The sequence below is a fragment of the Pseudomonas sp. DF5 genome, from assembly GCF_058148225.1.
Genome location: NZ_JBYVYM010000048.1, coordinates 1 through 23037 on the forward strand (window position 1 = coordinate 1; position 23037 = coordinate 23037).

At 59.6% G+C, this 23037-nt stretch carries 19 protein-coding genes; 11 read left to right on the plus strand and 8 right to left on the minus strand.

Annotated features, from left to right (window positions below; translation table 11 throughout):
* Positions 1 to 88: 88 nt before the first annotated feature.
* Both AC30D7_RS28255 and AC30D7_RS28260 read right to left on the minus strand, forming a co-directional pair.
* Positions 89 to 1054: a M29 family metallopeptidase gene (locus AC30D7_RS28255; protein ID WP_490136271.1), complete on the minus strand. Its 966-nt coding sequence runs from the start codon at positions 1052 to 1054 to the stop codon at positions 89 to 91.
* 67 nt (positions 1055 to 1121) lie between these two features.
* Complete coding sequence (locus AC30D7_RS28260; RefSeq protein ID WP_007938535.1) at positions 1122 to 1259, minus strand: hypothetical protein; 138 nt, start codon at positions 1257 to 1259, stop codon at positions 1122 to 1124.
* Between the two features lie 932 nt (positions 1260 to 2191).
* Here AC30D7_RS28260 and AC30D7_RS28265 point away from each other — a divergent pair.
* Positions 2192 to 3613, plus strand: a complete 1422-nt coding sequence (locus AC30D7_RS28265; protein ID WP_028939969.1) for an amino acid permease — start codon at positions 2192 to 2194, stop codon at positions 3611 to 3613.
* 221 nt (positions 3614 to 3834) lie between these two features.
* Entirely contained in the window at positions 3835 to 4248 is a 414-nt protein-coding gene (gene arfB / locus AC30D7_RS28270) for an alternative ribosome rescue aminoacyl-tRNA hydrolase ArfB (RefSeq protein ID WP_007938537.1), read from the plus strand.
* Here arfB and AC30D7_RS28275 read toward each other — a convergent pair.
* The 6 genes from AC30D7_RS28275 to phhA form a co-directional block, all read right to left on the minus strand.
* Positions 4245 to 5459: an MFS transporter gene (locus tag AC30D7_RS28275; RefSeq protein ID WP_490136272.1), complete on the minus strand. Its 1215-nt coding sequence runs from the start codon at positions 5457 to 5459 to the stop codon at positions 4245 to 4247. The genes arfB and AC30D7_RS28275 overlap by 4 nt on opposite strands.
* 104 nt (positions 5460 to 5563) lie before the next feature.
* Positions 5564 to 5746, minus strand: a complete 183-nt coding sequence (locus AC30D7_RS28280; RefSeq protein WP_007938541.1) for a hypothetical protein — start codon at positions 5744 to 5746, stop codon at positions 5564 to 5566.
* A 77-nt stretch (positions 5747 to 5823) separates the two neighbouring features.
* Positions 5824 to 5955: a hypothetical protein gene (locus AC30D7_RS28285; RefSeq protein WP_007938543.1), complete on the minus strand. Its 132-nt coding sequence runs from the start codon at positions 5953 to 5955 to the stop codon at positions 5824 to 5826.
* A gap of 315 nt (positions 5956 to 6270) precedes the next feature.
* Positions 6271 to 7464 (minus strand): amino acid aminotransferase, encoded by a 1194-nt coding sequence (locus tag AC30D7_RS28290; protein ID WP_490136273.1) that lies wholly within the window; start codon positions 7462 to 7464, stop codon positions 6271 to 6273.
* Complete coding sequence (locus AC30D7_RS28295) at positions 7464 to 7820, minus strand: 4a-hydroxytetrahydrobiopterin dehydratase (RefSeq protein ID WP_018929944.1); 357 nt, start codon at positions 7818 to 7820, stop codon at positions 7464 to 7466. The genes AC30D7_RS28290 and AC30D7_RS28295 overlap by 1 nt, the downstream gene beginning before the upstream one ends.
* A 105-nt stretch (positions 7821 to 7925) precedes the next feature.
* Positions 7926 to 8711: a phenylalanine 4-monooxygenase gene (gene phhA / locus AC30D7_RS28300; RefSeq protein WP_018929945.1), complete on the minus strand. Its 786-nt coding sequence runs from the start codon at positions 8709 to 8711 to the stop codon at positions 7926 to 7928.
* 281 nt (positions 8712 to 8992) lie between these two features.
* Here phhA and AC30D7_RS28305 point away from each other — a divergent pair, with 281 nt between their 5' ends.
* The 9 genes from AC30D7_RS28305 (at position 8993) to AC30D7_RS28345 (ending at position 22995) form a co-directional block, all read left to right on the plus strand.
* Positions 8993 to 10552: a sigma-54-dependent transcriptional regulator gene (locus AC30D7_RS28305; RefSeq protein WP_490136274.1), complete on the plus strand. Its 1560-nt coding sequence runs from the start codon at positions 8993 to 8995 to the stop codon at positions 10550 to 10552.
* Positions 10553 to 10889: 337 nt separating this feature from the next.
* Complete coding sequence (locus AC30D7_RS28310; protein WP_019579543.1) at positions 10890 to 11630, plus strand: flagellar basal body rod protein FlgF; 741 nt, start codon at positions 10890 to 10892, stop codon at positions 11628 to 11630.
* Between the two features lie 45 nt (positions 11631 to 11675).
* Positions 11676 to 12461, plus strand: coding sequence for a flagellar basal-body rod protein FlgG (gene flgG / locus AC30D7_RS28315; RefSeq protein ID WP_490136275.1), 786 nt, complete (start codon positions 11676 to 11678; stop codon positions 12459 to 12461).
* A 52-nt stretch (positions 12462 to 12513) separates the two neighbouring features.
* Positions 12514 to 13209 carry a flagellar basal body L-ring protein FlgH gene (gene flgH, locus AC30D7_RS28320; protein WP_490136276.1) on the plus strand — a complete coding sequence of 232 codons (696 nt, stop codon included), beginning with the start codon at positions 12514 to 12516 and terminating at the stop codon, positions 13207 to 13209.
* A gap of 27 nt (positions 13210 to 13236) precedes the next feature.
* A complete protein-coding gene (locus AC30D7_RS28325; RefSeq protein WP_253426641.1) occupies positions 13237 to 14325 on the plus strand; it encodes a flagellar basal body P-ring protein FlgI in 1089 nt (362 codons plus the stop codon).
* A gap of 11 nt (positions 14326 to 14336) precedes the next feature.
* Complete coding sequence (flgJ, locus tag AC30D7_RS28330) at positions 14337 to 15635, plus strand: flagellar assembly peptidoglycan hydrolase FlgJ (RefSeq protein WP_490136277.1); 1299 nt, start codon at positions 14337 to 14339, stop codon at positions 15633 to 15635.
* 23 nt (positions 15636 to 15658) lie between these two features.
* Complete coding sequence (gene flgK / locus AC30D7_RS28335; protein WP_490136278.1) at positions 15659 to 17719, plus strand: flagellar hook-associated protein FlgK; 2061 nt, start codon at positions 15659 to 15661, stop codon at positions 17717 to 17719.
* A 13-nt stretch (positions 17720 to 17732) separates the two neighbouring features.
* Complete coding sequence (locus AC30D7_RS28340) at positions 17733 to 19301, plus strand: flagellar hook-associated protein 3 (RefSeq protein ID WP_490136279.1); 1569 nt, start codon at positions 17733 to 17735, stop codon at positions 19299 to 19301.
* 121 nt (positions 19302 to 19422) lie between these two features.
* Complete coding sequence (locus AC30D7_RS28345; protein ID WP_490136280.1) at positions 19423 to 22995, plus strand: glycosyltransferase; 3573 nt, start codon at positions 19423 to 19425, stop codon at positions 22993 to 22995.
* The last annotated feature ends 42 nt before the right edge of the window (positions 22996 to 23037 follow it).

The following is a 23037-nucleotide window of genomic DNA, read 5'->3' on the forward strand; positions in this document are numbered from 1 at the left end:
GGTGACCGGGTTGTTTCATAGGAATGCGATCAATGTGGGAGCGGGCTTGCCCGCGAAGGCGTCAGCCGCATCACCGCAAAATCTTGGGTTAAAACACAAACCGCCCATCAAACACCGGCTCATCATCCAGTGCCAACACACCGCTGGAGAAGATTAGGTCCAGATGATGGCTGCCCTTGGCGCCTCCGCCCAACCCCAAGTGCAAACCGCAATGGCGCTCTTCGAACCCGGCATTGCGCGCATACAGGTCTTTCACACCTTCGTTGGTACCGATCCCCAACTCCTCGATGCGTCGGTTGGATGGATTGGCGTCCAGGTACTTGTTGAAGTCATGTTCCAGTCCCGGCACATCGGTGGCGATTTTGCTGATGGTCGAGTTCTCGATCCATAACTCCAGCGGTGACGCGAGTACGCCGTACTTGCGGGCAAACGGAATCGTGCTGAGGAACGTCCCCATGAACTTGACCCGGCCATTAATCGCCTCGCTATGGGTGGCAATCTCGCCGGGCGCCAGGTCGAAGTTGCCGACACCATTGATGTCGGTCCACTTCTTGATACTGCTCAACGGTGTTTCGAACCACGAGCCATGATCATCTTTGAAACTTAAAGTGGTGGCATGGGACATGCGCTGGATCAGGTGGCTGTTCAACCCGGCAATCCGCTGCGGGGTGACACTGAACGTGTCGTAAAAGTAATCGCCGTAATCCTTGAACAGCAGCGACTTCTTCCAGTTCTCCGCCATCACGCCTTGAAGCGCGCGAACAAAGTCCGGGCCGTCGGGACGCGGGTTGGGCAGGGTAGAAGAGTCGTAGAAGAAAATGTACAGATCGCTGTCGGCAATCGCCTGGGCCAGCAATCCGGTGGGTTCGAGGTCCAGACGCACTGCGCTGAAGCTGAACCGTGGGCTGTTGCCGGCCTGTTCGGCGATGGCGCCGGTCAGTGCCTCGTAATCAGCCGTGTGGCCGAGCAAGACCTTCGCCGGGTTGATGCCGGCAACGGCAGGGTGATGTTCGAGGTAGTAAAGGAAATGCGAGATGGCACGCTGCTTATCCATGTAATCCTCCCTGACAAACCGGGTAAGTGGCGGGCACGACCGGCCGGATCGTGCCTGCCGGGATGTCTTACAGAGGCCACATCGCCGTGCCGAATGGAACAACCGCGTCGGCTTGCATCATTTCAACGGCGGCTTCATGGGTCGGTGCTTCAAACCAATCGTCCAGTTGCAGTTCAGTATCCAAGTCTTTGTCCAGTGCTTGCATGGTGAATCTCCTGAATGACTTTTTCGGTAAGAACAGCGGCGCGTTTTTCATTCATTGAAGAGCGCGTCAACTTGCCGGTCGATGCGGCTCGGCAAGTCGTTGAAAACCTAGTTCACAGGTTTTTGAATTGCAAAAAAATAATTAAACAATTTTCATTTGAACTAATTATTCCATTTTTCAAAAAGTAAATTTCCTAATAAAAAACAGAAAACTAAGTCGGAAAACTCCTTAGGAAGCTTCCTATCGTCAATTTAAAGTCGGCGGGTCTCTGGATCTGATTTGGAAAACTTGCGTTACGCACTGTAAATAAATCCTTACGAAAAGCGCCCCCAAACCCCGTGGAATGCCGCTGAGGAAAGGGCTGTAAGGAAAACCTGCCGTCCGCCACCGCGATGGCGCTGTTCAAGGGCTCTGGCGCGCTTGTCTCAGCCCCGTTTGAAAGGTGAGATGCGCCCCATGCCTGTCGTGCAGGTGCATAACAAGAAGGAGGCGCAATGTACGCCGTGACTCATCTCCATCTCTCTCCGTGGGGCGATTTTTCCGCTGCCCCCGTCGAAGACCTGCAAAGGTCTGACTCAATTTTTGCAGCCGCCCGAGACCTTCGAGGCGGACACAGGCAATCCCGGCAACCGACGCGCTGATCCAGTGGTGTCTGGCAGCAGGGGGTTACAGGTGTACAATGCGCCGCGTTTTAACTGTGACCCTCTGCGCAACAGCGCAAACCTCAAGGCTATCCGCCTTGTTCACTCCGCCGCGTCACGAGCGTGTCGGGTTCGATTTCGTCACAGATAAAAACAAACAGGTGACGCATGACTGTCGTAAAAACGCTGAACTCCTGGTGCCTGCGCTGGGGTTTGATCGGCGCTGCTTGAAATCTGCACCTTGCAGCTACGTCTACTGAACATCATCAAACCTTGCGTGAGACCCTTTTCATGAGTGGACAAAACTCGCATTCAGGTGAGCTTAAACGCGGCCTGAAAAATCGCCATATTCAACTGATCGCCCTCGGTGGCGCGATCGGTACCGGGCTGTTCCTCGGCTCAGCCGGCGTGCTCAAATCCGCTGGCCCGTCGATGATTCTCGGCTACGCCATTTGCGGCTTCATCGCCTTCATGATCATGCGCCAACTGGGCGAAATGATCGTCGAAGAGCCGGTGGCCGGCTCCTTCAGCCACTTCGCGCACAAATACTGGGGCGGTTTTGCCGGTTTCCTGTCGGGCTGGAACTGCTGGATTCTGTACATCCTGGTGGGCATGTCGGAGCTGACCGCGGTCGGCAAATACATTCACTACTGGGCGCCGGATATTCCGACCTGGGTCTCCGCCGCCGCGTTCTTCGTGCTGATCAACGCGATCAACCTGGCCAACGTCAAAGTCTTCGGCGAGGCCGAGTTCTGGTTCGCGATCATCAAGGTCGTGGCGATCGTTGGCATGATTGCTTTGGGTAGCTATCTGCTGGTCAGCGGCCACGGCGGCCCGCAAGCCTCGGTGACCAACCTGTGGTCCCACGGCGGCTTCTTCCCGAATGGTGTCAGCGGACTGGTGATGGCCATGGCGATCATCATGTTCTCCTTCGGTGGCCTGGAAATGCTCGGTTTCACCGCCGCTGAAGCCGACAAGCCGAAAACCGTGATCCCGAAAGCCATCAACCAGGTGATCTACCGGATCCTGATTTTCTACATCGGTGCGCTGGTGGTCCTGTTGTCGCTGACCCCTTGGGACAGCCTGCTGACGACGCTGAACGCGTCCGGCGATGCCTACAGCGGCAGCCCGTTCGTGCAAGTGTTCTCGATGCTCGGCAGCAACACCGCCGCGCACATTCTCAACTTCGTGGTCCTGACCGCAGCGCTATCGGTTTACAACAGCGGCACCTACTGTAACAGCCGCATGCTGCTGGGCATGGCCGAGCAGGGCGATGCGCCGAAAGCCTTGTCGAAGATCGACAAGCGTGGCGTGCCGGTACGTTCGATCCTGGCGTCGGCCGCTGTGACGTTGATCGCGGTGTTGCTGAACTACCTGATCCCGCAAAACGCGCTGGAACTGTTGATGTCGTTGGTGGTTGCGACCCTGGTGATCAACTGGGCGATGATTAGCTTCTCGCACTTCAAGTTCCGCCAGCACATGAACAAGACCCGGCAGACGCCGCTGTTCAAGGCCCTGTGGTACCCGTACGGCAACTACATCTGCCTGGCGTTCGTGGTGTTCATTCTTGGCGTGATGCTGCTGATCCCGGGCATCCAGGTCTCGGTGTATGCGATTCCGGTGTGGGTCGCGTTCATGTGGATCTGCTATGGCATCAAGAACAAGCGCAGCGCCCAGCAGGCGTTGCAGGTTGCGGGTTCCGCTGCCAAGTAAGTGCAAAACGCAGAAACAACAAACCCGGCCATGTGCCGGGTTTGTCATTTATGGGGTCCATACAAATCCTGTGGGAGCGTGGCTTGCCCGCGATTCAGGCGCCGCGGTTTATCAGGTATACCGCGTTATCGTTCATCGCGGGCAAGCCACGCTCCCACAGGGGGCGCATTCCTTCTGTCTATTCGCGGTATCCTTCTTGTTCTGAATACGGACTTTTTTCCATGCTGGTGATTTCCAACAACGTGCATCTGCCGGATGCCGAGATCGAGTTGACGGCCATTCGCGCCCAGGGCGCCGGTGGGCAGAACGTCAACAAGGTCTCCAGTGCGGTGCACCTGCGCTTCGACATTCCGGCCTCGTCCCTGCCCGAGTTTTACAAGGAACGGCTGCTGGCGTTGCGCGACAGTCGCATTACCAGCGAAGGGGTGTTGATCATCAAGGCCCAGCAATACCGCACGCAGGAGCAGAACCGCGCCGATGCGCTGGAGCGTCTGACCGAGTTGATCCTCAGCGCCACCAAAGTGGAAAAGAAACGCCGCCCGACCAAGCCGACTCTGGGCTCGAAAAAGCGTCGGCTCGAATCCAAGACCAAACGCGGCAGCATCAAGGCCGGGCGTGGCAAGGTGGATTTCTAGCGCGCTTCACGCTCTTCCCGGTGCCTTTCATTAAGGTGCTTTGGCGCCTGCCGGTACAAATAAACACTCAACATCAATCCGCTCAAAGCGGCGAGGGCGGCGAACAGGAAGATCGAGGCAAACCCGAATCCTGCAGCAATCGCACCCGCCAGCGGTCCGGTAATCCCCAGTGACAAATCGATAAACAGCGAGTACGCGCCGACCGCCGCGCCACGACTGGAAGCGGGCACCAGGTTGACCGCTTCCACACCCAGCGCCGGGAACACCAGCGAAAAACCGAAACCACTCAGCGCCGCACCAGCCAGTGCCCAATGGGCATCCGGCGCCAGCCACAGCAGCAACAGCCCGAGGGTTTCCACCGAGAGGCAGGCAATCGCCACGCGAAAGCCGCCGAGGCGGTTGATCAGGTTGCCGAACAGCAACCGTGCGCCAATGAAACTGGCGCCGAACAAACTCAGGGACAGCACCGCGTTGGACCAATGCTGAGTGGCGTAATACAGGGTGATGAAGGTCGCGATGGTGCCAAAACCGATGGAGCCCAGTGCCAGGCCGCAGCCATGAGGAAATACCCGTCCCAGCACATGCATGAACGGCAAGCGTTCACCGGCGACAATCGGCGCCGCGGTTTTCGGCCAGGCCAGCGCCACACCCAGCACGGCCAGCAGCACGATGCTCACGCCCATGCTCCACAAACCCAATTGACTCACCAGCAGCACCCCCAGTGGTGCGCCGACCGCCAACGCGCCGTAACTGGCGATGCCGTTCCAGGAGATGACCTTGGCGGTATTCGCCGCGCCGACCCGGCCGATGCCCCAGCCGATCGACCCGGAGCCGACCAGGCTTTCCGCGCTGCCGAGTATCAGGCGGCCAATCAACAGGCTGATCAAACTCAGTATCGGCAGGCTTTGCGTCCAGGCCGAAATCAGCATGAACACACCGCTCAAACCACAGCCGGCGAGGCCATACATCACCGCCAGTTTGCTGCCCTTGTTATCGATGATGCGCCCTGCGTAAGGGCGGCTGAGGAGGGTGGCCAGGTATTGCACGCTGATCACCAGCCCGGCGATCACCGCGCCGAAGCCGAGGTCGCTGTGGACGTAGCCGGGCAATACGGCCAGGGGAATACCGATATTGAGGTAGCCGATGAAAGTGAACAGGACGATGGAAACGACTTGCAGCGTGACCGCCAGGGGGCGCTGGGTTTCAGACATGGGTAAAAGGTCCACGGGGCAGCAGGATAGATAGGCTGCTTATGATAGCGGCGTGGACGGTCGCGGGGCGTGAAAAAGTAAAACTAATTGCCGAACGGGGTTATTCAGGATTTTGCGGGGGCGACCAGTTGCGTCGTGACCAGGGCGGCCAGGGCATTTTCTTCGCTGCCGAAGCGGGCCAGCAGGGCGGCTTGTTTCTCGGGGGAAAGGCGATTCCAGATCTCGATCATCTTCTCGGCGGTGCCGATCAGGACGCTGGCCTGGGCTTCAGTGAAATCATCGCTCATGGTGTGCGGGCTCGCGGTTCAGGCAGTGTGGAAAGCGCATGTTAGCGCTTTCCACACGGTCTGGCATTGCAGGTGTATCAGTCTTCTCTGTCGGCCTGGCGGCGTTCAGGTGCTTCTTTCGGCTCGGGCTGTTGGGCGCCGGCTTGTTGCGTGGTTGTCTGCTCAGTTTCGTGCAGGCTTGGGAAGGGGAGATTAGGGATCTCGTGCATGTTTCGCGCTCCTCGCTAAGTCTGTTGATAGATCTGGTAGATCCGCGCTTTTAAAAAAGCCTGGGCAGGATACAGCAGGAAAAATGACAAATAGACTTTATATCCATTTGTTACGACGGATGGGATTGTCTAGACAGGTCAGCAGGAGGTGAAGACCCACTGTGGCGAGGGAGCTTGCTCCCGCTCGAGCGCGTAGCGGTCGCAAAAAACTGCAACCGAGTTCTAACGCAAAGAACCCATTGCCTGCATTGGGGCCGCTCAGCGCCCCAGCGGGAGCAAGCTCCCTCGCCACAGGGCGCTCGCCATTGCATCGGGTTACTTGCAGACGTCAGCGATGGCCTCGGCCAGCAGGTCCAGGCGCGTCGCATCGATCCCCGCCACGTTCGCCCGGCCCGAGCTGACCATGTACACGCTGTGATGCTCGCGCAGTTGTTTGACCTGCTCCGGCGACAAACCGGTGTAGGAAAACATGCCGCGTTGCACACCGATGTGCGCAAACCGCTCGCGCAAGCCGTAGGGTTCGAGCGCTTCGACCAGGCCACTGCGCAGCTGGGCGATGCGCAAACGCATGGCTTCCACTTCATCGGCCCAGCGGCTTTTCAGTTCGGGATCGCCAAGGATGGTCGCGACCACCGCGGCGCCATGATCCGGCGGTGTCGACCACAGGTTGCGGGCGATGTTGGCCAGTTGGCTGCGGATGTCCACCAGCTTGTCGGCGGTCTGCGCGCAGACAATCAGCGCACCGGTGCGGTCGCGGTACAGGCCGAAGTTCTTCGAGCAGGAACTGGTGATCAGCACTTCCGGCAACTCGGCGGCGAACAGCCGGGTCGACCAGGCATCTTGCTCCAGGCCATCGCCGAAGCCCTGATAGGCGAAGTCGATCAGCGGCAGCAAGTCGCGACTGCGCACCACGTCCAGTACCCGGCGCCAATCGTCATGGGACAGGTCGAAACCGGTCGGGTTGTGGCAGCAGGCGTGCAGCAGCACCACATCGCCTTTCGGTGCTTGATTGAGCACCGCCAGCATCGCTTCGACATCGAGACGGTTATCGCTGCCCACGTACGGGTAGTGACTGATCTTGACCCCGGCCGTCGCGAAAATCGTTTCGTGGATCGGCCAGGTCGGACTGCTCAGCCACACGCCACGTCCCGGTAGGCACTGGGCGATGAAGTCGGCGCTCAGACGCAGCGCGCCGGTACCGCCCGGCGTTTGAGTGGCGCCGGCCCGTTGCTCGGCGATCAGCGCCGAATCAGTACCCAGCACAAGCTCGTTGATGACTTTGCCGAACGCTGCATCGCCGTGGCCGCCGATGTAAGTCTTGGTGGCCTGGCGATCCACCAGGCGCTGCTCGGCAAGCTTCACCGCTTCCAGGATTGGTGTCAGGCCCTGGGCATCTTTGTAGACACCCACGCCAAGGTCGAACTTGCGCGGGTTAGGGTCCTGCGCATAGGCCTCCATCAGGCCGAGAATCGGGTCGCCGGGTACTCGGCCGATGGCGTCGAAATGCATTATTTGCGGCCCTCGGCGTCTTTGGCCACTTCGTCAGTGCGCGCGGCCATGATGAAGTCGTTGCGGTGCAGGCCCTTGATGGAGTGGCTCCACCAGGTCACGGTGACTTTGCCCCACTCGGTCAGCAGGCCCGGGTGGTGACCTTCGGCCTCGGAGATTTCGCCAACGGCGTTGGTGAACGCCAGCGCGTGTTTGAAGTTTTTGAACAGGAAAACTTTTTCCAACTGCATCACACCGTCGCGCACTTCGATGTTCCAGTCAGGGATCTGCTTGATCAGGATCGGCAGTTCTTCGTCGCTGACCTGAGGGGCGTCGGCGCGGCAGGCTTCGCAATGGGCTTGGTTCAATGTGGACATGATGTGTTCCTGAAATCGAGTGTTTTGAAAAACGGTCGTCAGTGGGACCACGCTAAAGCAAAGCGGCGATCCGTAACAGACTCACTTGATGCCAAAAGTCGCGGGTCACGCAGCTTTTGGCGGAAATTTCGGTGCGTGCAACCCAAGCTGCATGCCTTGTTTGACCATGCCCATGATGTCTTCGTGGGCCAGATCGAACAGGCGCTTGAGGTTCGGCAGGACAAAGTACAGCGGCTGCAGAATGTCGATGCGGTACGGCGTACGCATGCATTCCAGTGGGTCGAAGGCCTGATGCTCAGGTGCGTCCGACAGGGCGTAAACAGTTTCTTTCGGCGAGGACAGGATGCCGCCGCCATAGATGCGCAGGCCTTGCGGCGTGTCAACCAGGCCGAACTCAATGGTCATCCAGTACAGACGCGCCAGGTACACGCGTTCTTCCTTGGAAGCCTGTAGGCCGAGTTTGCCGTAGGTGTGGGTGAATTCGGCGAACCAGGGATTGGTCAGCAACGGGCAGTGGCCGAAGATCTCGTGGAAAATGTCCGGCTCTTGCAGGTAATCCAGCTCTTCGCGGGTACGAATAAAGGTCGCCACCGGAAACTGCTTGTTCGCCAGCAGTTCGAAAAAGGTCTGGAAGGGAATCAGCGCGGGCACCCGGGCAACTTGCCAGCCGGTGGTTTCACCGAGGACTTTGTTGATTTCACCGAGTTGCGGAATGCGGTCGTGGGGCAGACCGAGTTTTTCGATACCGTCCAGGTATTCCTGGCATGCACGACCCTCGACCACTTTCAGTTGGCGAGTGATCAGCGTATTCCACACCGCGTGTTCTTCAGCGGGGTAGTCGATAAAACCTTGCGCATCGGGCTCGCGAGCCACGTATTGCGTCTGCTTCATACTGCTCTCCTGCTAGGGGATACGTTCTTGTTTTATGTCCTGCTCTGGAATTAGAGATACGCCAAGGAGTGCGACTTTGCAGCAGGTGATCCGCGCGTTATGTGGGAAAAATCCATGCTTTTCGTAAAGTATTCGTTACGGTTTTGCTGCTGTGGCGTAAGTATTGATATTTCCGTGTTTGAAATGGATTGCGGGTGTCACATAATCTTGACGGCTAACTTGGCGTTCGCGCAGAAATTTCCTTGCGTCGAGCCTCGATCACCCCTGTTACGGGCCTTCATATGCGTATCAAAGTCCACTGCCAGAACCGCATCGGTATCTTGCGCGACATTCTCAACCTGTTGGTCGAGTACGGGATCAACGTCGCTCGCGGCGAAGTGGGTGGCGAGCATGGCAATGCGATCTATCTGCACTGCCCGAACCTGATCAACATTCAGTTCCAGGCGTTGCGGCCGAAGTTCGAGGCCATTGGCGGGGTGTTCGGTGTCAAGCGCGTAGGGCTGATGCCCAGCGAGCGTCGGCACATGGAGCTCAATGCCTTGCTCGGTGCCCTGGAGTTTCCGGTGCTGTCGATCGACATGGGCGGTTCCATCGTCGCAGCCAACCGTGCGGCGGCGCAGTTGCTCGGGGTACGGGTGGATGAGGTGCCGGGGATCCCGCTGTCGCGGTACGCCGAGGACTTCGATTTGCCGGAACTGGTGCGCGCCAACAAGTCGCGGATCAACGGCTTGCGGGTGAAGGTCAAGGGTGACGTGTTTCTCGCCGACATCGCGCCGCTGCAATCGGAACATGACGAAAGCGAGGCCATGGCCGGTGCGGTGTTGACGCTGCACCGGGCGGATCGCGTGGGTGAGCGCATTTATAACGTGCGCAAGCAGGAGCTGCGCGGCTTCGACAGCATTTTCCAAAGCTCGAAAGTGATGGCGGCGGTGGTTCGCGAAGCGCGGCGCATGGCACCGCTGGATGCGCCGCTATTGATCGAAGGCGAAACCGGCACCGGCAAAGAGTTGTTGGCGCGGGCCTGTCACCTGGCGAGCCCGCGCGGGCAATCACCGCTGATGGCGCTCAACTGCGCCGGCCTGCCAGAGTCCATGGCCGAGACCGAATTGTTCGGCTACGGCCCCGGCGCCTTCGAAGGGGCGCGGGCCGAAGGCAAGCTCGGGCTCCTGGAGCTGACGGCGGGCGGTACGTTGTTTCTCGATGGCGTCGGCGAAATGAGCCCGCGCTTGCAGGTGAAATTACTGCGCTTTCTGCAGGACGGTTGCTTCCGTCGTGTCGGCAGCGATGAAGAGGTCTATCTGGATGTGCGGGTGATCTGCGCGACTCAGGTGGACTTGTCCGAGCTGTGTGCTCGCGGTGAATTTCGCCAGGACTTGTACCACCGCTTGAACGTGCTCTCGTTGCACATCCCGCCACTGCGCGAATGCCTCGACGGACTGGCGCCGCTGGTGGAGCACTTCCTCGATCAGGCCAGCCGACAGATCGGTTGCCCACTGCCGAAGCTGGCGCCGGCGGCGATGGAACGACTCAGTCACTATCACTGGCCGGGTAACGTGCGGCAGTTGGAGAACGTGCTGTTTCAGGCGGTTTCCCTGTGCGAAGGCGGCACCGTCAAAGCCGAGCACATTCGTCTGCCGGACTACGGCGTGCGTCAGCCGCTTGGCGACTTCTCCCTCGAGGGTGGGCTGGACGAGATTGTCGGGCGCTTCGAGAAAGCGGTGTTGGAGCGCTTGTATTCCGAGTATCCGAGCAGTCGGCAACTGGGCAAGCGTTTGGGGGTTTCCCACACCACCATTGCTAACAAGCTGCGCGAGTATGAGGTCGGCAAGACCGAGTCATAACAGGCATATGCGGTGTTTGTGCTGGCCTCTTCGCGGGCAAGCCCGCTCCCACAGGTTTCTTTGTTGGTCACAAATACTGGGTTCACCGAAGATCCCTGTGGGAGCGGGCTTGCCCGCGAATAGGCCAGCACTGCCAGCACCTCGGTCAAGCCTTGCCACCAACCGGCATGACACCGCCGGTTTTTCGTCTTCGATACATTCCCTCAATCCCCTCTAAATCCCTCAAGTCCTTTGTTTGCCGGGCCCGGCGCCGCCAGAAAAAAGTTGGTCTGCAAATTGCTTATGGCTCAGCAGTACAGCGGTGGGCGGCAAACGTCCGGCATGCAGAGGAAAGAGTGTGGACAAGTACCTTTATGTGGCAATGACCGGCGCCAGCCAGAATGCACTGGCGCAGAAGGCTCATGCCAACAACCTGGCGAACATCTCTACCAATGGTTTTCAGAAGGACCTGGAGCAGGCCCGTTCGATGCCGGTGTTTGGTGACAGCTTTCCGGCGCGTGCGTTTGCCATGAGCGAACGTCCGGCTACCGACTTCTCCCCGGGCGCCCTGGTGCAAACCGGTCGCGACCTCGATGTCGCGGTGCAAGGCAACGGCTGGATCGCCGTGCAAAACCCCGATGGCGGTGAAAGCTACGTACGCACCGGCAGCCTGAACGTTGACGCGCTGGGCGTACTGCGCGCCGGCAACGGCATGCCGGTGATGGGCAATGGCGGGCCGATTGCCGTGCCGCCCGAGCAGCAGATCGAAGTCGGCGAAGACGGCACCGTCAGCATCCGTGCGATGGGCGAGGGCCCGCGGGTAATGGCCGAAGTCGACCGCATCAAGCTGGTCAACCCGGACTTCAAGAACATGACCAAAGGCCTGGACGGTTCGATCCACACCAAGGACGGCAAGCCGGCGCAAGCCGATGCCGGCGTCAAACTGGTGTCTGGGTTTCTCGAGTCGAGCAACGTCAATGCCGTGGAAGAAATGACTTCGGTACTGGCGCTGGCCAAGCAGTTCGAACTGCACATCAAGATGATGAACACCGCCAAAGACGATGACCAGGCCATGGCTCGGGTCTTGCAGATCAGCTAATTATCAGAACGTCGCGCCGTAAAACAGGCGCACGAGGAGAAACGAATGCTTCCGGCTCTATGGGTTGCCAAAACAGGTCTGTCCGCCCAGGACACCAACCTCACCACCATTTCCAACAACCTGGCGAACGTATCGACCACGGGTTTCAAACGTGACCGCGCCGAGTTCCAGGACTTGCTGTATCAGATCAAACGCCAGCCAGGCGCCCAGTCGACCCAGGACAGCGAACTGCCGTCGGGCTTGCAAGTCGGTACCGGCGTGCGCATCGTCGGCACCCAGAAAAACTTCACCGCCGGCAGCCTGCAAACCACCGAGCAGCCACTGGACATGGCCATCGACGGTCGCGGTTTCTTCCAGATCCTGCAGCCCGATGGCACCACGTCCTACACCCGTGACGGTACCTTCCACCTCGATTCCAACGGCCAGATCGTCAACGCCAGCGGCTTTGCCCTGGAGCCGGCCATTGTCATCCCGAACAACGCCCAGACCTTCACTGTCGGCCGTGACGGCACCGTGTCCATCACCGTTGCCGGCAACCCCGCCTCCCAGGTGATCGGCAACCTGCAAACCGCCGACTTCATCAACCCGGCCGGTCTGCAAGCGGTGGGTAACAACCTGTTCCTGGAAACCGCTGCCAGTGGCGCGCCGCAAATCGGCACTCCGGGTCTGGCCGGTTTCGGCACCACGCTGCAGAACACCCTGGAAACGTCCAACGTCAGCACCGTTGAAGAGATGGTCAACATGATCACCACTCAGCGCGCCTACGAGATGAACTCCAAAGTGATCTCCACCGCCGACCAGATGCTCTCGTTCGTAACGCAGAATCTGTAATCAAGTCTATGAGGCGGCCATGAGGTCGCCTGCAACACCGTGAGGTAGGGTCATGAATCGCTTCGTATCTGTTCTGGCACTGAGTGGGGTCGCCGCGCTGGCGGGGTGCGTCGGTCCGACGCCAAAGCCCAATGACCCTTACTACGCCCCGGTGTTGCCGCGCACACCGCTGCCGGCTGCCGCCAATAATGGCTCGATCTACCAGGCCGGTTTCGAACAGAACCTGTACAGCGACCGCAAGGCATTCCGGGTAGGTGACATCATCACCATCACCCTGAACGAGCGCACCCAGGCGAGCAAGAACGCCAACTCGCAGATCGACAAGACCAGCGACACCAGCGTCGGTCTGACCTCGTTGTTTGGCTCCAGCCTGACCACCAACAACCCGATCGGTGGCAACGACCTGAGCCTGAACGCCGGCTACAAAGCTGATCGCGCAACCAAAGGCGACAGCAAGACCGGCCAAAGCAACAGCCTGACCGGTTCGATCACTGTGACCGTCGCCGACGTGTTGCCCAACGGCATCATCGCCGTGCGCGGCGAGAAGTGGCTGACCCTCAACACCGGTGATGAACTGGTGCGGATTGCAGGCCTCGTTCGTGCCGATGACATCGCCACCGATAACACCGTGTCGTCGACCCGCGTCGCCGATGCACGCATCACCTATTCGGGCACCGGTGCGTTTGCCGATGCGAGTCAGCCAGGCTGGTTCGACCGTTTCTTCCTCAGCCCGCTGTTCCCTTTCTAGGTGGCTACGTTGAATCTTAAACACCTGATGGTGGGCGCCCTGTTGCTGATGGCGGCCTTCGATGCTCAAGCTGAACGACTGAAGGACATCGCCAGTATTTCCGGCGTGCGTTCCAACCAATTGATCGGCTACGGCCTGGTGGTCGGGCTTAACGGCACCGGCGACCAGACGACCCAGACCCCGTTCACCCTGCAGACCTTCAACAACATGCTCTCGCAGTTCGGCATCAAGGTGCCGGCGGGTTCCGGCAACGTGCAATTGAAGAACGTCGCGGCCGTGTCGATCAGCGCCGATTTACCAGCGTTCGCCAAGCCAGGTCAGCAGATAGACATCACCGTAGCGTCCATCGGCAACTCCAAGAGCCTGCGCGGTGGCACCTTGCTGTTGACGCCGCTCAAAGGTATCGATGGCAACGTTTACGCCGTGGCTCAGGGCAACCTGGTGGTCGGCGGTTTCGATGCCGAAGGTCGTGACGGTTCGAAGATCACCGTCAACGTTCCGTCGGCTGGTCGCATCCCCGGCGGTGCGTCGGTCGAGCGGGCAGTACCGAGCGGCTTCAATCAGGGCAACAGCCTGACCCTGAACCTCAACCGTTCGGACTTCACCACGGCCAAGCGCATCGTCGACAAGATCAACGACATGCTCGGCCCTGGCGTTGCTCAGGCCATCGACGGTGGCTCGATTCGCGTAACCGCGCCACTCGATCCGAGCCAGCGGGTCGACTATTTATCGATCCTTGAAAACCTTGAAGTCGATCCGGGTCAGGCGGTGGCGAAAGTCATCATCAACTCGCGCACCGGTACCATCGTGATTGGCCAGAACGTCAAGGTTTCCCCGGCCGCCGTGACCCACGGCAGCCTGACCGTGACCATCACCGAAGACCCGATCGTCAGCCAGCCCGGCCCTCTGTCCAACGGGCAGACGGCGGTCGTGCCGCGCTCGCGGGTCAACGCTCAGCAAGAAGCCAAGCCGATGTTCAAGTTCGGCCCGGGCACCACCCTCGACGAGATCGTTCGTGCGGTGAACCAGGTCGGCGCAGCGCCGGGTGACTTGATGGCGATCCTTGAAGCGCTGAAACAGGCCGGCGCGTTGCAAGCCGACCTGATCGTGATCTGAGGACGGCGATCATGGATATGCGCAAAAGCGGTCTGGTCAGCAGCAGCGATTCGGGTTCTTACTCGGACCTGAATCGTTTGAACCAGCTCAAGGTCGGCGACAAGAACAGCGATGCGAACATGCGCAAAGTGGCGCAGGAATTCGAGTCGCTGTTCCTCGGTGAAATGCTCAAGTCCATGCGCTCGGCCACCGAAGCGCTGGGCCAGGACAATCCGCTCAACACGCCGGCAGCCAAGCAATACCAGGAAATGTACGACCAGCAGTTGGCCGTTTCCCTGTCCCGCGAAGGTGGCGGTATTGGTCTGGCTGACGTGCTGATGCGCCAGATGTCGAAGAACAAACCGTTGGCGCCGGGTGAGGCTGCTGCAGCGTCTGCCGCCAAGCAAGCCGCCGCGAAGGCCGCCGTGGAAACACCGATTGCCGCCGGTACGGTTGCCACCAATGGGCCGCTGTCGCGCCTCAACGGCGAGCGCCCGTTGTGGGCTTCACGCGCGGTGAGGGCGCCGGCAGGTGCGGGCGAGAGCGCACACCGCAACGACATGGCGCTGATCAATCAGCGGCGTCTGGCGCTGCCACCGAAACTGGCCGACCGTTTGCTCGCCGGGTTGGTGCCATCGGCATCGACCACGGCGACAACCGCCACCGCAACGCAGAACAAAATCCAGGTGCCGCCGAGCACCGCGACCGGTTCCGGCCCGCTGTACAACGGCGATTGGCTGGCTTCGCAAACGGATACGACCTCCAGCGGGCGCATGCAGATTTATGGTCGTGCCATGGCTCAAATCCCCCTGGCGCCAGCGAAGAAAGCCTTCAGTTCCGCCGACGAATTCGTCAACACCATGCTGCCAATGGCCAAAGAAGCCGCCGACCGTATCGGTGTCGATCCGCGTTACCTGGTGGCTCAGGCCGCCCTGGAAACCGGTTGGGGCAAATCGGTCATGCGCGCCCAGGATGGCAGCAGTAGCCACAACCTGTTCGGGATCAAGGCCAGTGGTAACTGGAAGGGCGATTCGGCGCGGGCGATCACCAGCGAATTCAGAAATGGCCAGATGGTCAAGGAGACGGCCGAGTTCCGTTCCTACGCTTCTTACAAGGACAGTTTCCATGACCTTGTGACCCTGCTGCAAAGCAACAATCGCTATCAAGATGTGCTGAAGTCGGCCGATAACCCAGAACAGTTTGTACGCGAGTTGCAAAAAGCCGGGTATGCAACCGACCCGGATTACGCAAGCAAGATTTCGCAGATAGCCAAGCAGATGACGAGTTACCAAAACTACGCTGCAGCGGGCGCTTCCACTACGCCTTTATAGGCACAAGGCATAAGGTTTGAATCATGAGTTTGCTCAACATCGGAATGTCGGGTTTATCCGCTGGACAAAGCGCGTTGATGGTGACCGGTAACAACATTGCCAACGCCGACACCGCAGGCTACTCGCGTCAGCAAACCGTGCAGGGCAGCAAGGCCTCGAATCAGTTCGGCAATGTCTACATCGGCACGGGTACGACCCTGGCCGATGTGCGTCGGGTGTACAACAGCTACCTCGATGCGCAACTGCAAACCACCACCTCGCTCAACAGCGACTCGGCTGCCTATGCCGGACAGATCAGCCCGCTCGATAAGTTGCTGTCGGACAGCGGCACCGGCCTCAACGGCGCCCTGACCAAGTTCTTCGCCTCGGTACAGAACGTCAACGCGAAACCGGGCGACGATGCTTCCCGCCAACTGCTGCTCAGCGACGCGCAAGCCCTGAGTAACCGTTTCAACTCGATCTCCAGCCAGTTGACCGCGCAGAACGCGGACATCAACGGCAACCTGGCGGACATGGCCGATCAGGTCAACAAACTGGCGGCCACCGTGGCCCAGTTGAACCAAAAGATCTCCGAAGTTTCCAACGCCGGCGGCCAGCCCAACGACTTGCTCGACGCGCGCAACGAGACCGTGCGCCAGTTGTCCACCTTCACCGGTGCGCAAGTGATCGAGCGTGACGGCAACCTCGACATTTACCTGGGCAGCGGTCAGCCGCTGGTCATGGGCAGCACTGCCAGCAAGCTGGAAGTGGTGCCGAGCAAAGACGATCCGTCGCGTTCGGCCATTCAGCTCAATCGCGGTTCGAGCACCATCGACATCACCTCGGTGATGACCGGTGGCGAGATGGGCGGCTTGCTGCGTTATCGCAGCACCGTGCTGGACCCGGCCATGAATGAACTGGGGCGTGTGGCGCTGGTCGTCGCCGATCAGATGAACACCGTCCAGGCCCAGGGCATCGACAAGAACGGTGACTTCGGCTCGAACCTGTTCAATAGCATCAACACCGCAGCGCAAATGGCTCAGCGCAGCGTTGCCACGGTCGGCAACAGCGCCGGCTCAGGCAACTTCGATGTGAGCATCGAGGACAGCGGCAAGCTGACCATCAACGATTACAAGGTCACCTTCACCAGCGCCACCAACTACACCGTGCAGCGTCTGCCTGAAGGCACCGCCATGGGCGCGTTCAGCACGCTGACCACGCCACCGCCGGTGATCGATGGTTTCTCCATGACACTTTCCGGTGGCACCGCAGCCGCCGGCGACACGTTCAAGATTACCCCGACCCGCAACGCGGCGACCAACATCAAGACCGAGATGACCGACTCCAAGCGTCTGGCCATCGCGGCACCGTTGGGCGCGGCCATTGCAGCGGGCGGCAGCGGCACACTGACGATTCCGGCCAGCGGTCAACCGACCCTGACCACCAAGTTCGATATCTACGACACGGCGACCACCACCACAATCCAGAACGGCCTGAAGACTTCGACGCCGGTCAAGATCGTGTTCGGTGCGGCCGGTGGTACGACTCAGACTTACCAAATGCTCGATGCCCAAGGCAACGCGCTCAGCAGCGGCACCATCGTGCCGGGCCAGAACAATACGCTGAGCCTGACCATTCCGCTGGTCGACGGCACCGGTGCCGCGATCAATGATCCGGGACCGCCCATCGTGCAGCGCACTGTGTCGTTTGACATGACCGTGGCCGGTTCGCCAGGTAACGGCACCGCGATCAACGTATCGCTCAGTCAGCCGGGTTCGCTGGATAACCGTAACGGCACCACACTGGCCGCCTTGCAGACCAAGCAGACCGTGGACACCGGTTCGGCCAGCAACGGTATTTCCTTGAATGACGCCTACGGCAAGCTGGTCTCGGGCGTCGGCGCCAAAGCGGCGCAAGGCAAGCTCGACAGTGCTGCCACTGAAGCGATTCTGGCCAACGCCAAGGGTGCTCGCGACTCGTTGTCCGGTGTCGACCTCGATGAGGAAACCGGCAACCTGGTCAAATATCAGCAGTACTACACCGCGTCTTCGCAGATCATCAAGGCTGCGCAGGAAATCTTCAGCACACTGATCAACAGTCTTTAAGGAGTCGTAGCCCATGCGCATTTCTACCGCCCAGTTTTACGAGTCCTCTGCTGCCAACTATCAGAAGAACTTTTCCAACGTGGTCAAGAGCAGCGAAGAGGCCAGCAGCCTGGTTCGCGTGAATACCGCGGCGGATGATCCGGTCGGCGCTTCGCGTCTGCTGCAATTGGGTCAGCAGGCTTCGATGCTTGATCAGTACTCGGCCAACATGACCACCATCAAGGGCACTCTCGGCCAGACCGAGGCGGTGATGACCAGCATCGGCAACGTGCTGCAACGCGCCAAAGAGCTGGCGCTGGGCGCTGGCAACGCCGGCTACACCGATGCCGACCGCCAGGCCAACGCTTCCGAACTGGGACAGATCGAAGAACAACTGCTCAGCCTGATGAACACCAAGGACGAAAACGGCAAGTACATCTTCTCCGGATCCAAGGGCGATGTGGTGCCGTTCTCCCGCAACACCGATGGCAGCTACACCTACAACGGTGATCAGGTCACGCTGGATCTGCCAATTGGCGATACCCAGTCGATGGCCACCAACAGCACCGGTTGGGACGTGTTCCAGCAGGCGATCAACACTACCCGGACTCAGACCACGCTCACCGCGCCTGCGGTCGATGACGGTCGTGTGGTGTTGTCCAACGGTCAGGTCGAATCCGATGTTACCTACAACGCCAAGTTCCGCAGCGGCGAGCCTTACACCGTGAGTTTCGTCAGCGGTACGCAGCTGCAAATTACGGACTCGTTGGGTAATGATGTCACCGCCGAGGCTAGTCAGAACGGCGTGTTCAGTTCCACCAGTGGTGCGGCCACACAGACTGTCAGTTTTCGTGGCATTGATCTGAACTTGAATATCAACCTGCAAGCGGGGGATGTCCCGGGGGCCGTGATCACCGGGCACAGCTTCACGCTGGCAGCCAAGCCGGACAGCTTCAACACTTCGCGCAGCCCGGGCAACCCGTCGGCCGCACTGGTGACAGGCGCCTCTGTGACCAATAGCACCAACTACCACGCCAGCTTTCCGGGCGGCGGGGCGATTCTCAAGTTCACCAGTGCCACGAATTTCGAACTCTATGCCGCGCCATTGACCGCCAGCAGTAAACCGGTGTCCACCGGTACCATGGCCGGTACGACCGCGACAGCATCGGGTGTCTCGTTCACCGTGGCCGGTACACCGGGTGCAGGCGATCAGTTCTCGGTGGCGGTCAATACGCACCAGACCCAGAATATTCTGGACACCGTCAGCCAGCTGAAAACAGCGCTGTCGACGCCAACCAATAATAATCCGATTGCCATCCAGCAAATGAACGCTGCCGTCACTGCCGGTATCGGCAACCTGTCCAGCGGTATGGATCAACTGGCCTCCAGTATCAGTTCTGTAGGCGGTCGCGGTGCGTCATTGGATACCCAGACTGATATCAACCAGAGTCTGGCACTCGCCAACACCCAGACCCAATCGGCCATTCGCGATTCCGATCCGGCTGAAGTGATGACCCGTCTGACTCTGCAGCAGACCATGCTGCAAGCTTCGCAACTGGCGTTCAGCAAGATCGCTCAGTTGGGGCTGTTCAACAAAGTCTGAGTCAGGGCCTTCGCGATCTCGCGAAGGCTTGCGACTGCCGAGTGCAAACCGTCTTTATTCAGCGGTTCGGGGAGTTTCACTTCGTTGAAGTAAGCTCCCGCCGCTCGCGAGTTCTCCCGCCGTGAAACCAGCACCTCTTGTTACCATCGCCATCCCCGCCTTCAACCCGCAGTTCTTCCAGACGGCACTGCAAAGCGCGCTGAATCAGACCTACGCCAATCTTGAAGTGATCGTCTGCGATGACAGTGGCGGTGACGAGATCCGCGAGATCGTCGATGCCTGTGAGGTGCCTGTCTCGATTCGCCTGCGCTATGTGCGCAATCCGCAGCGCCTGGGTTTTCAGGGCAACCTCATGGCCTGCGCCAAAGAGGCCAGCGGTGACTATCTGAAATTGCTGTGCGACGACGACCAGCTGCTTCCTGAATGCATCACTCAGCAGATCGGTGGCTTCATCGACCACGCCGATGTCCACCTGGTGATCGGCCAGCGGCAGTTTTACGACGCTGATTACATCCTGCTTTCCGACCGTGTGGAAAATTGCTGTTTTTCCACCGGTGTCACCTTGTTCAAGGGCGAGGATTTGCTGGGCATTCTGGAAAGCAGTCTGGTCAATTTTCTCAGCGGCCTCAGCGGGGCGTTGTTGCGAACCCGCCATGCGCTGGAATATCTGCCGGCCCTGACTCAGATCGGCGAAGGTTTTATCGCGTGTCTGGACTTCGCCTTGTTTGCCTGCCTGCTACGGCGTGGCAATTTGGTGGTGGTAGGTCAGGTGTTGAGCCTTGAGCGTTTGCATCCGGCGCGGCTGAGCGATCAGGCACCAGTCAAGACTGCGGTAATGACCGAGCTCGACTGGCTCAAGCAAATGCTTGCCTTGCGCAGTGGTGAGCCGGCGCCTGCGCCGGGCTGGGTACGTTATCTGGCACTGGCTGATGCGATTGCGGGGCACGCCTATGCCTGGGAAGAAACCGCGCTGGGCCGGCAACTGGGCTTCATTCAAACGATGGTGCACACCCGGGTAGGCGTCGAGTGCGAGAGCTTTGCCGACATGTATCGGGAATGGCTGTCGTGCCGTCGTTTGAAACCGGCCCAGCAACGCTTGCTCGACGCCCGATTGCAGGGTTGGAGCTGGCGTCCACGCATCGTGCCGATTGTTCTCGACAGCGAAGGTGATGTTCCGGCGCTGGAAGAAACGCTCAAGAGCATTCGTCAGCAAACCTATGCTGCTGAGCAAGTGGTAGTGCTGTCCCAATTGCAGCACTCGCCATGCGACGGTGTGCAGCATGTGCGCCTGGATGATGAACCGGTTACCCAGTTCAATCGCCTGCTGGCCCAGTTGGACAACGCAGACTGGATCTATCTGGTTCGCGCGGGGGATCGCTTGAATGAACTGGCTTTGCTGTTGCTGGCAGAGCGCATGGTGGAAATGCCTGACGTGCGCTGCCTCTACAGTGACGAGGGCGGATTGCGTGATGATGTTTCGGTCGAGCCGGTGTTCAAGCCGGACTTCAACCTGGATCTGATGCGCAGCTATCCCTATGTCGGCCGTGTGCTGGCCCTGCAGCGGCAGCGGATGATCGAGCTGGGTGGCATGCAAGACGGTTTTGGCGAGCTGGGTGTGCACGATCTGGTCTGGCGACTGGTGGAGAGTAACGGGCCGCATGCGATTGGGCACATTGCTGAAGTTCTCGTGGAGTCCGCTCTGTGTCTCTCCCAGTGGCTCACGCAGCCGCAGATTATCGAGCAGAGCCCTCGCGTGCTGGCCGCGCATCTGCAGCGGCTCGGCGCACCGCACCGGATTCGTCCCGGCAGCCAGTCGATGATCAATCGTGTGGACTACCTGCATGATGAGCCAGCCATGGTCTCGATCATCATTGCGACCCGCGATGAACTGGGCTCCCTGGAGCGTTGCGTCGAAAGTGTGTTGGAGAAAACCGCCTGCCAACGCTATGAAGTTCTCATTGTCGACAATGGCAGTACTGCCGTTGATGCCTGCAACTGGCTGTCAGCCATGGAGCAGATGGGCAGTGACAAACTTCGGGTGTTGCGCTGTGATCATGGTGACAATCTGGCGGCAGTGCAGAACTTTGCTGCCGGCCACGCCCGTGGCGACTATCTGTTGTTTCTCAGCCCCTACAGCGTCGTTGTGAGCCCTGATTGGCTCGACGAGTTGCTCAATCACGCTCAGCGTCCGGAAGTCGGTGTGGTCGGCGGTCGGCTGGTGAGTCCGCAAGGGCGTATCGAGGGCACGGCCCAGGTACTGGGGTTGCGGGGGGCCGTCGGTGTTCCCAATCGTGGTGAGCCGCTCAACACGTCCGGTTACATGCAGCGCCAGCAGACGGTACAGAATTTCAGTGCCGTGGGCATCGATTGTCTGCTTGTGCGCAAGAAGGTTTTTGATGAGCTGCATGGCCTGGACGAGCAAAATCTGGCGCAGGCACTCAATGGCGCTGACTTTTGCCTGCGCGTGAGGCAAAACGGATACCTGGTGGTGTGGACTCCCTACGCCGAATTGATGCGAGTGGTTCCATCCTCTGCCTTCACTCCCGCTCCCAGGGTGCTACAGGCCGAGCAAAAAAGTTTTTACCAGCGATGGTTGCCGGTGATAGCCAGGGATCCGGCCTACAACCCTAACCTGAGTCTGGGCGCCAGCAACTTCAGTCTGGAGCCGGGATTCAAGGATGGCTGGGACCCGTTCTCGCGCCCGCTTTTGCCCAAGGTGCTGGGGATCCCAATCAATACCACCGCAGTGGGCCATTACCGGGTTGCCCAGCCGTTCCGTGAATTGGAGGCGGCCGGGCGCGTGGTGGGGCACTTGAGTTATCACACGCCGACAGACATTGACCTTGAGCGGTGCTCCCCCGACGTGATCGTGTTGCAGGGGCGCTATAGCAAGAATGCGGTCGATGAGGTTGAGCGAGTCAAAAACTTCTCGCACGCTTTCCGTATCTTCGAACTTGACGATTATGTGATTGATGTCCCGAAGAAGAACGCGCACCTGCGCAAGGCTGAGGTCGGGGTCGATAAAATAGTGCGTCGTGGCGTAGGGCTGTGTGACCGGGTTGTGGTCTCGACCCAGCCCCTGGCCGATGCATTGCGGGACATGCATCACGACATCCGGGTCGTCCCGAACATGCTTGCCCCGCATCTCTGGACCGGGCTCACCAGCCAGCGCCGCACCTCTGGCAAACCTCGCGTGGGTTGGGGCGGCGGGACGAGTCATGATGGAGACCTGGCGATCATTGCGGACGTGGTACGCCTGCTTGCCAACGACGTCGAATGGGTGTTCTTCGGCATGTGTCCGCCGGCTTTGCGTCCGTTTGTCCATGAGTTCCATCCCAGTATCGGCCTGGAGGCCTATCCGGCCAAACTGGCCAGCCTGAACCTCGATCTGGCCTTGGCACCGCTGGAGTTCCATATCTTCAACGACTGCAAGAGCAACCTGCGTCTGTTGGAGTACGGCGCCTGCGGTTACCCGGTGATTTGCACCGACACTGAGGCCTATCGCGGCTATCTGCCTTGCACCAAGGTCGTGAGCAACAGCACCGAGGAATGGCTCGAGGCAATCCGCATGCACTTGTCCGACCCTGATGCGAGCTATCGCATGGGCGATGCGCTGCGCGAAGAAGTGCTGCGCGATTACATGCTCAAGGGCAACAACCTCAACTACTGGGCCGAGGGCTGGCTGCCAAACTGATCGAGTATGGATGTACACCTGCAGGCGGCCTTGGGCCGCCTG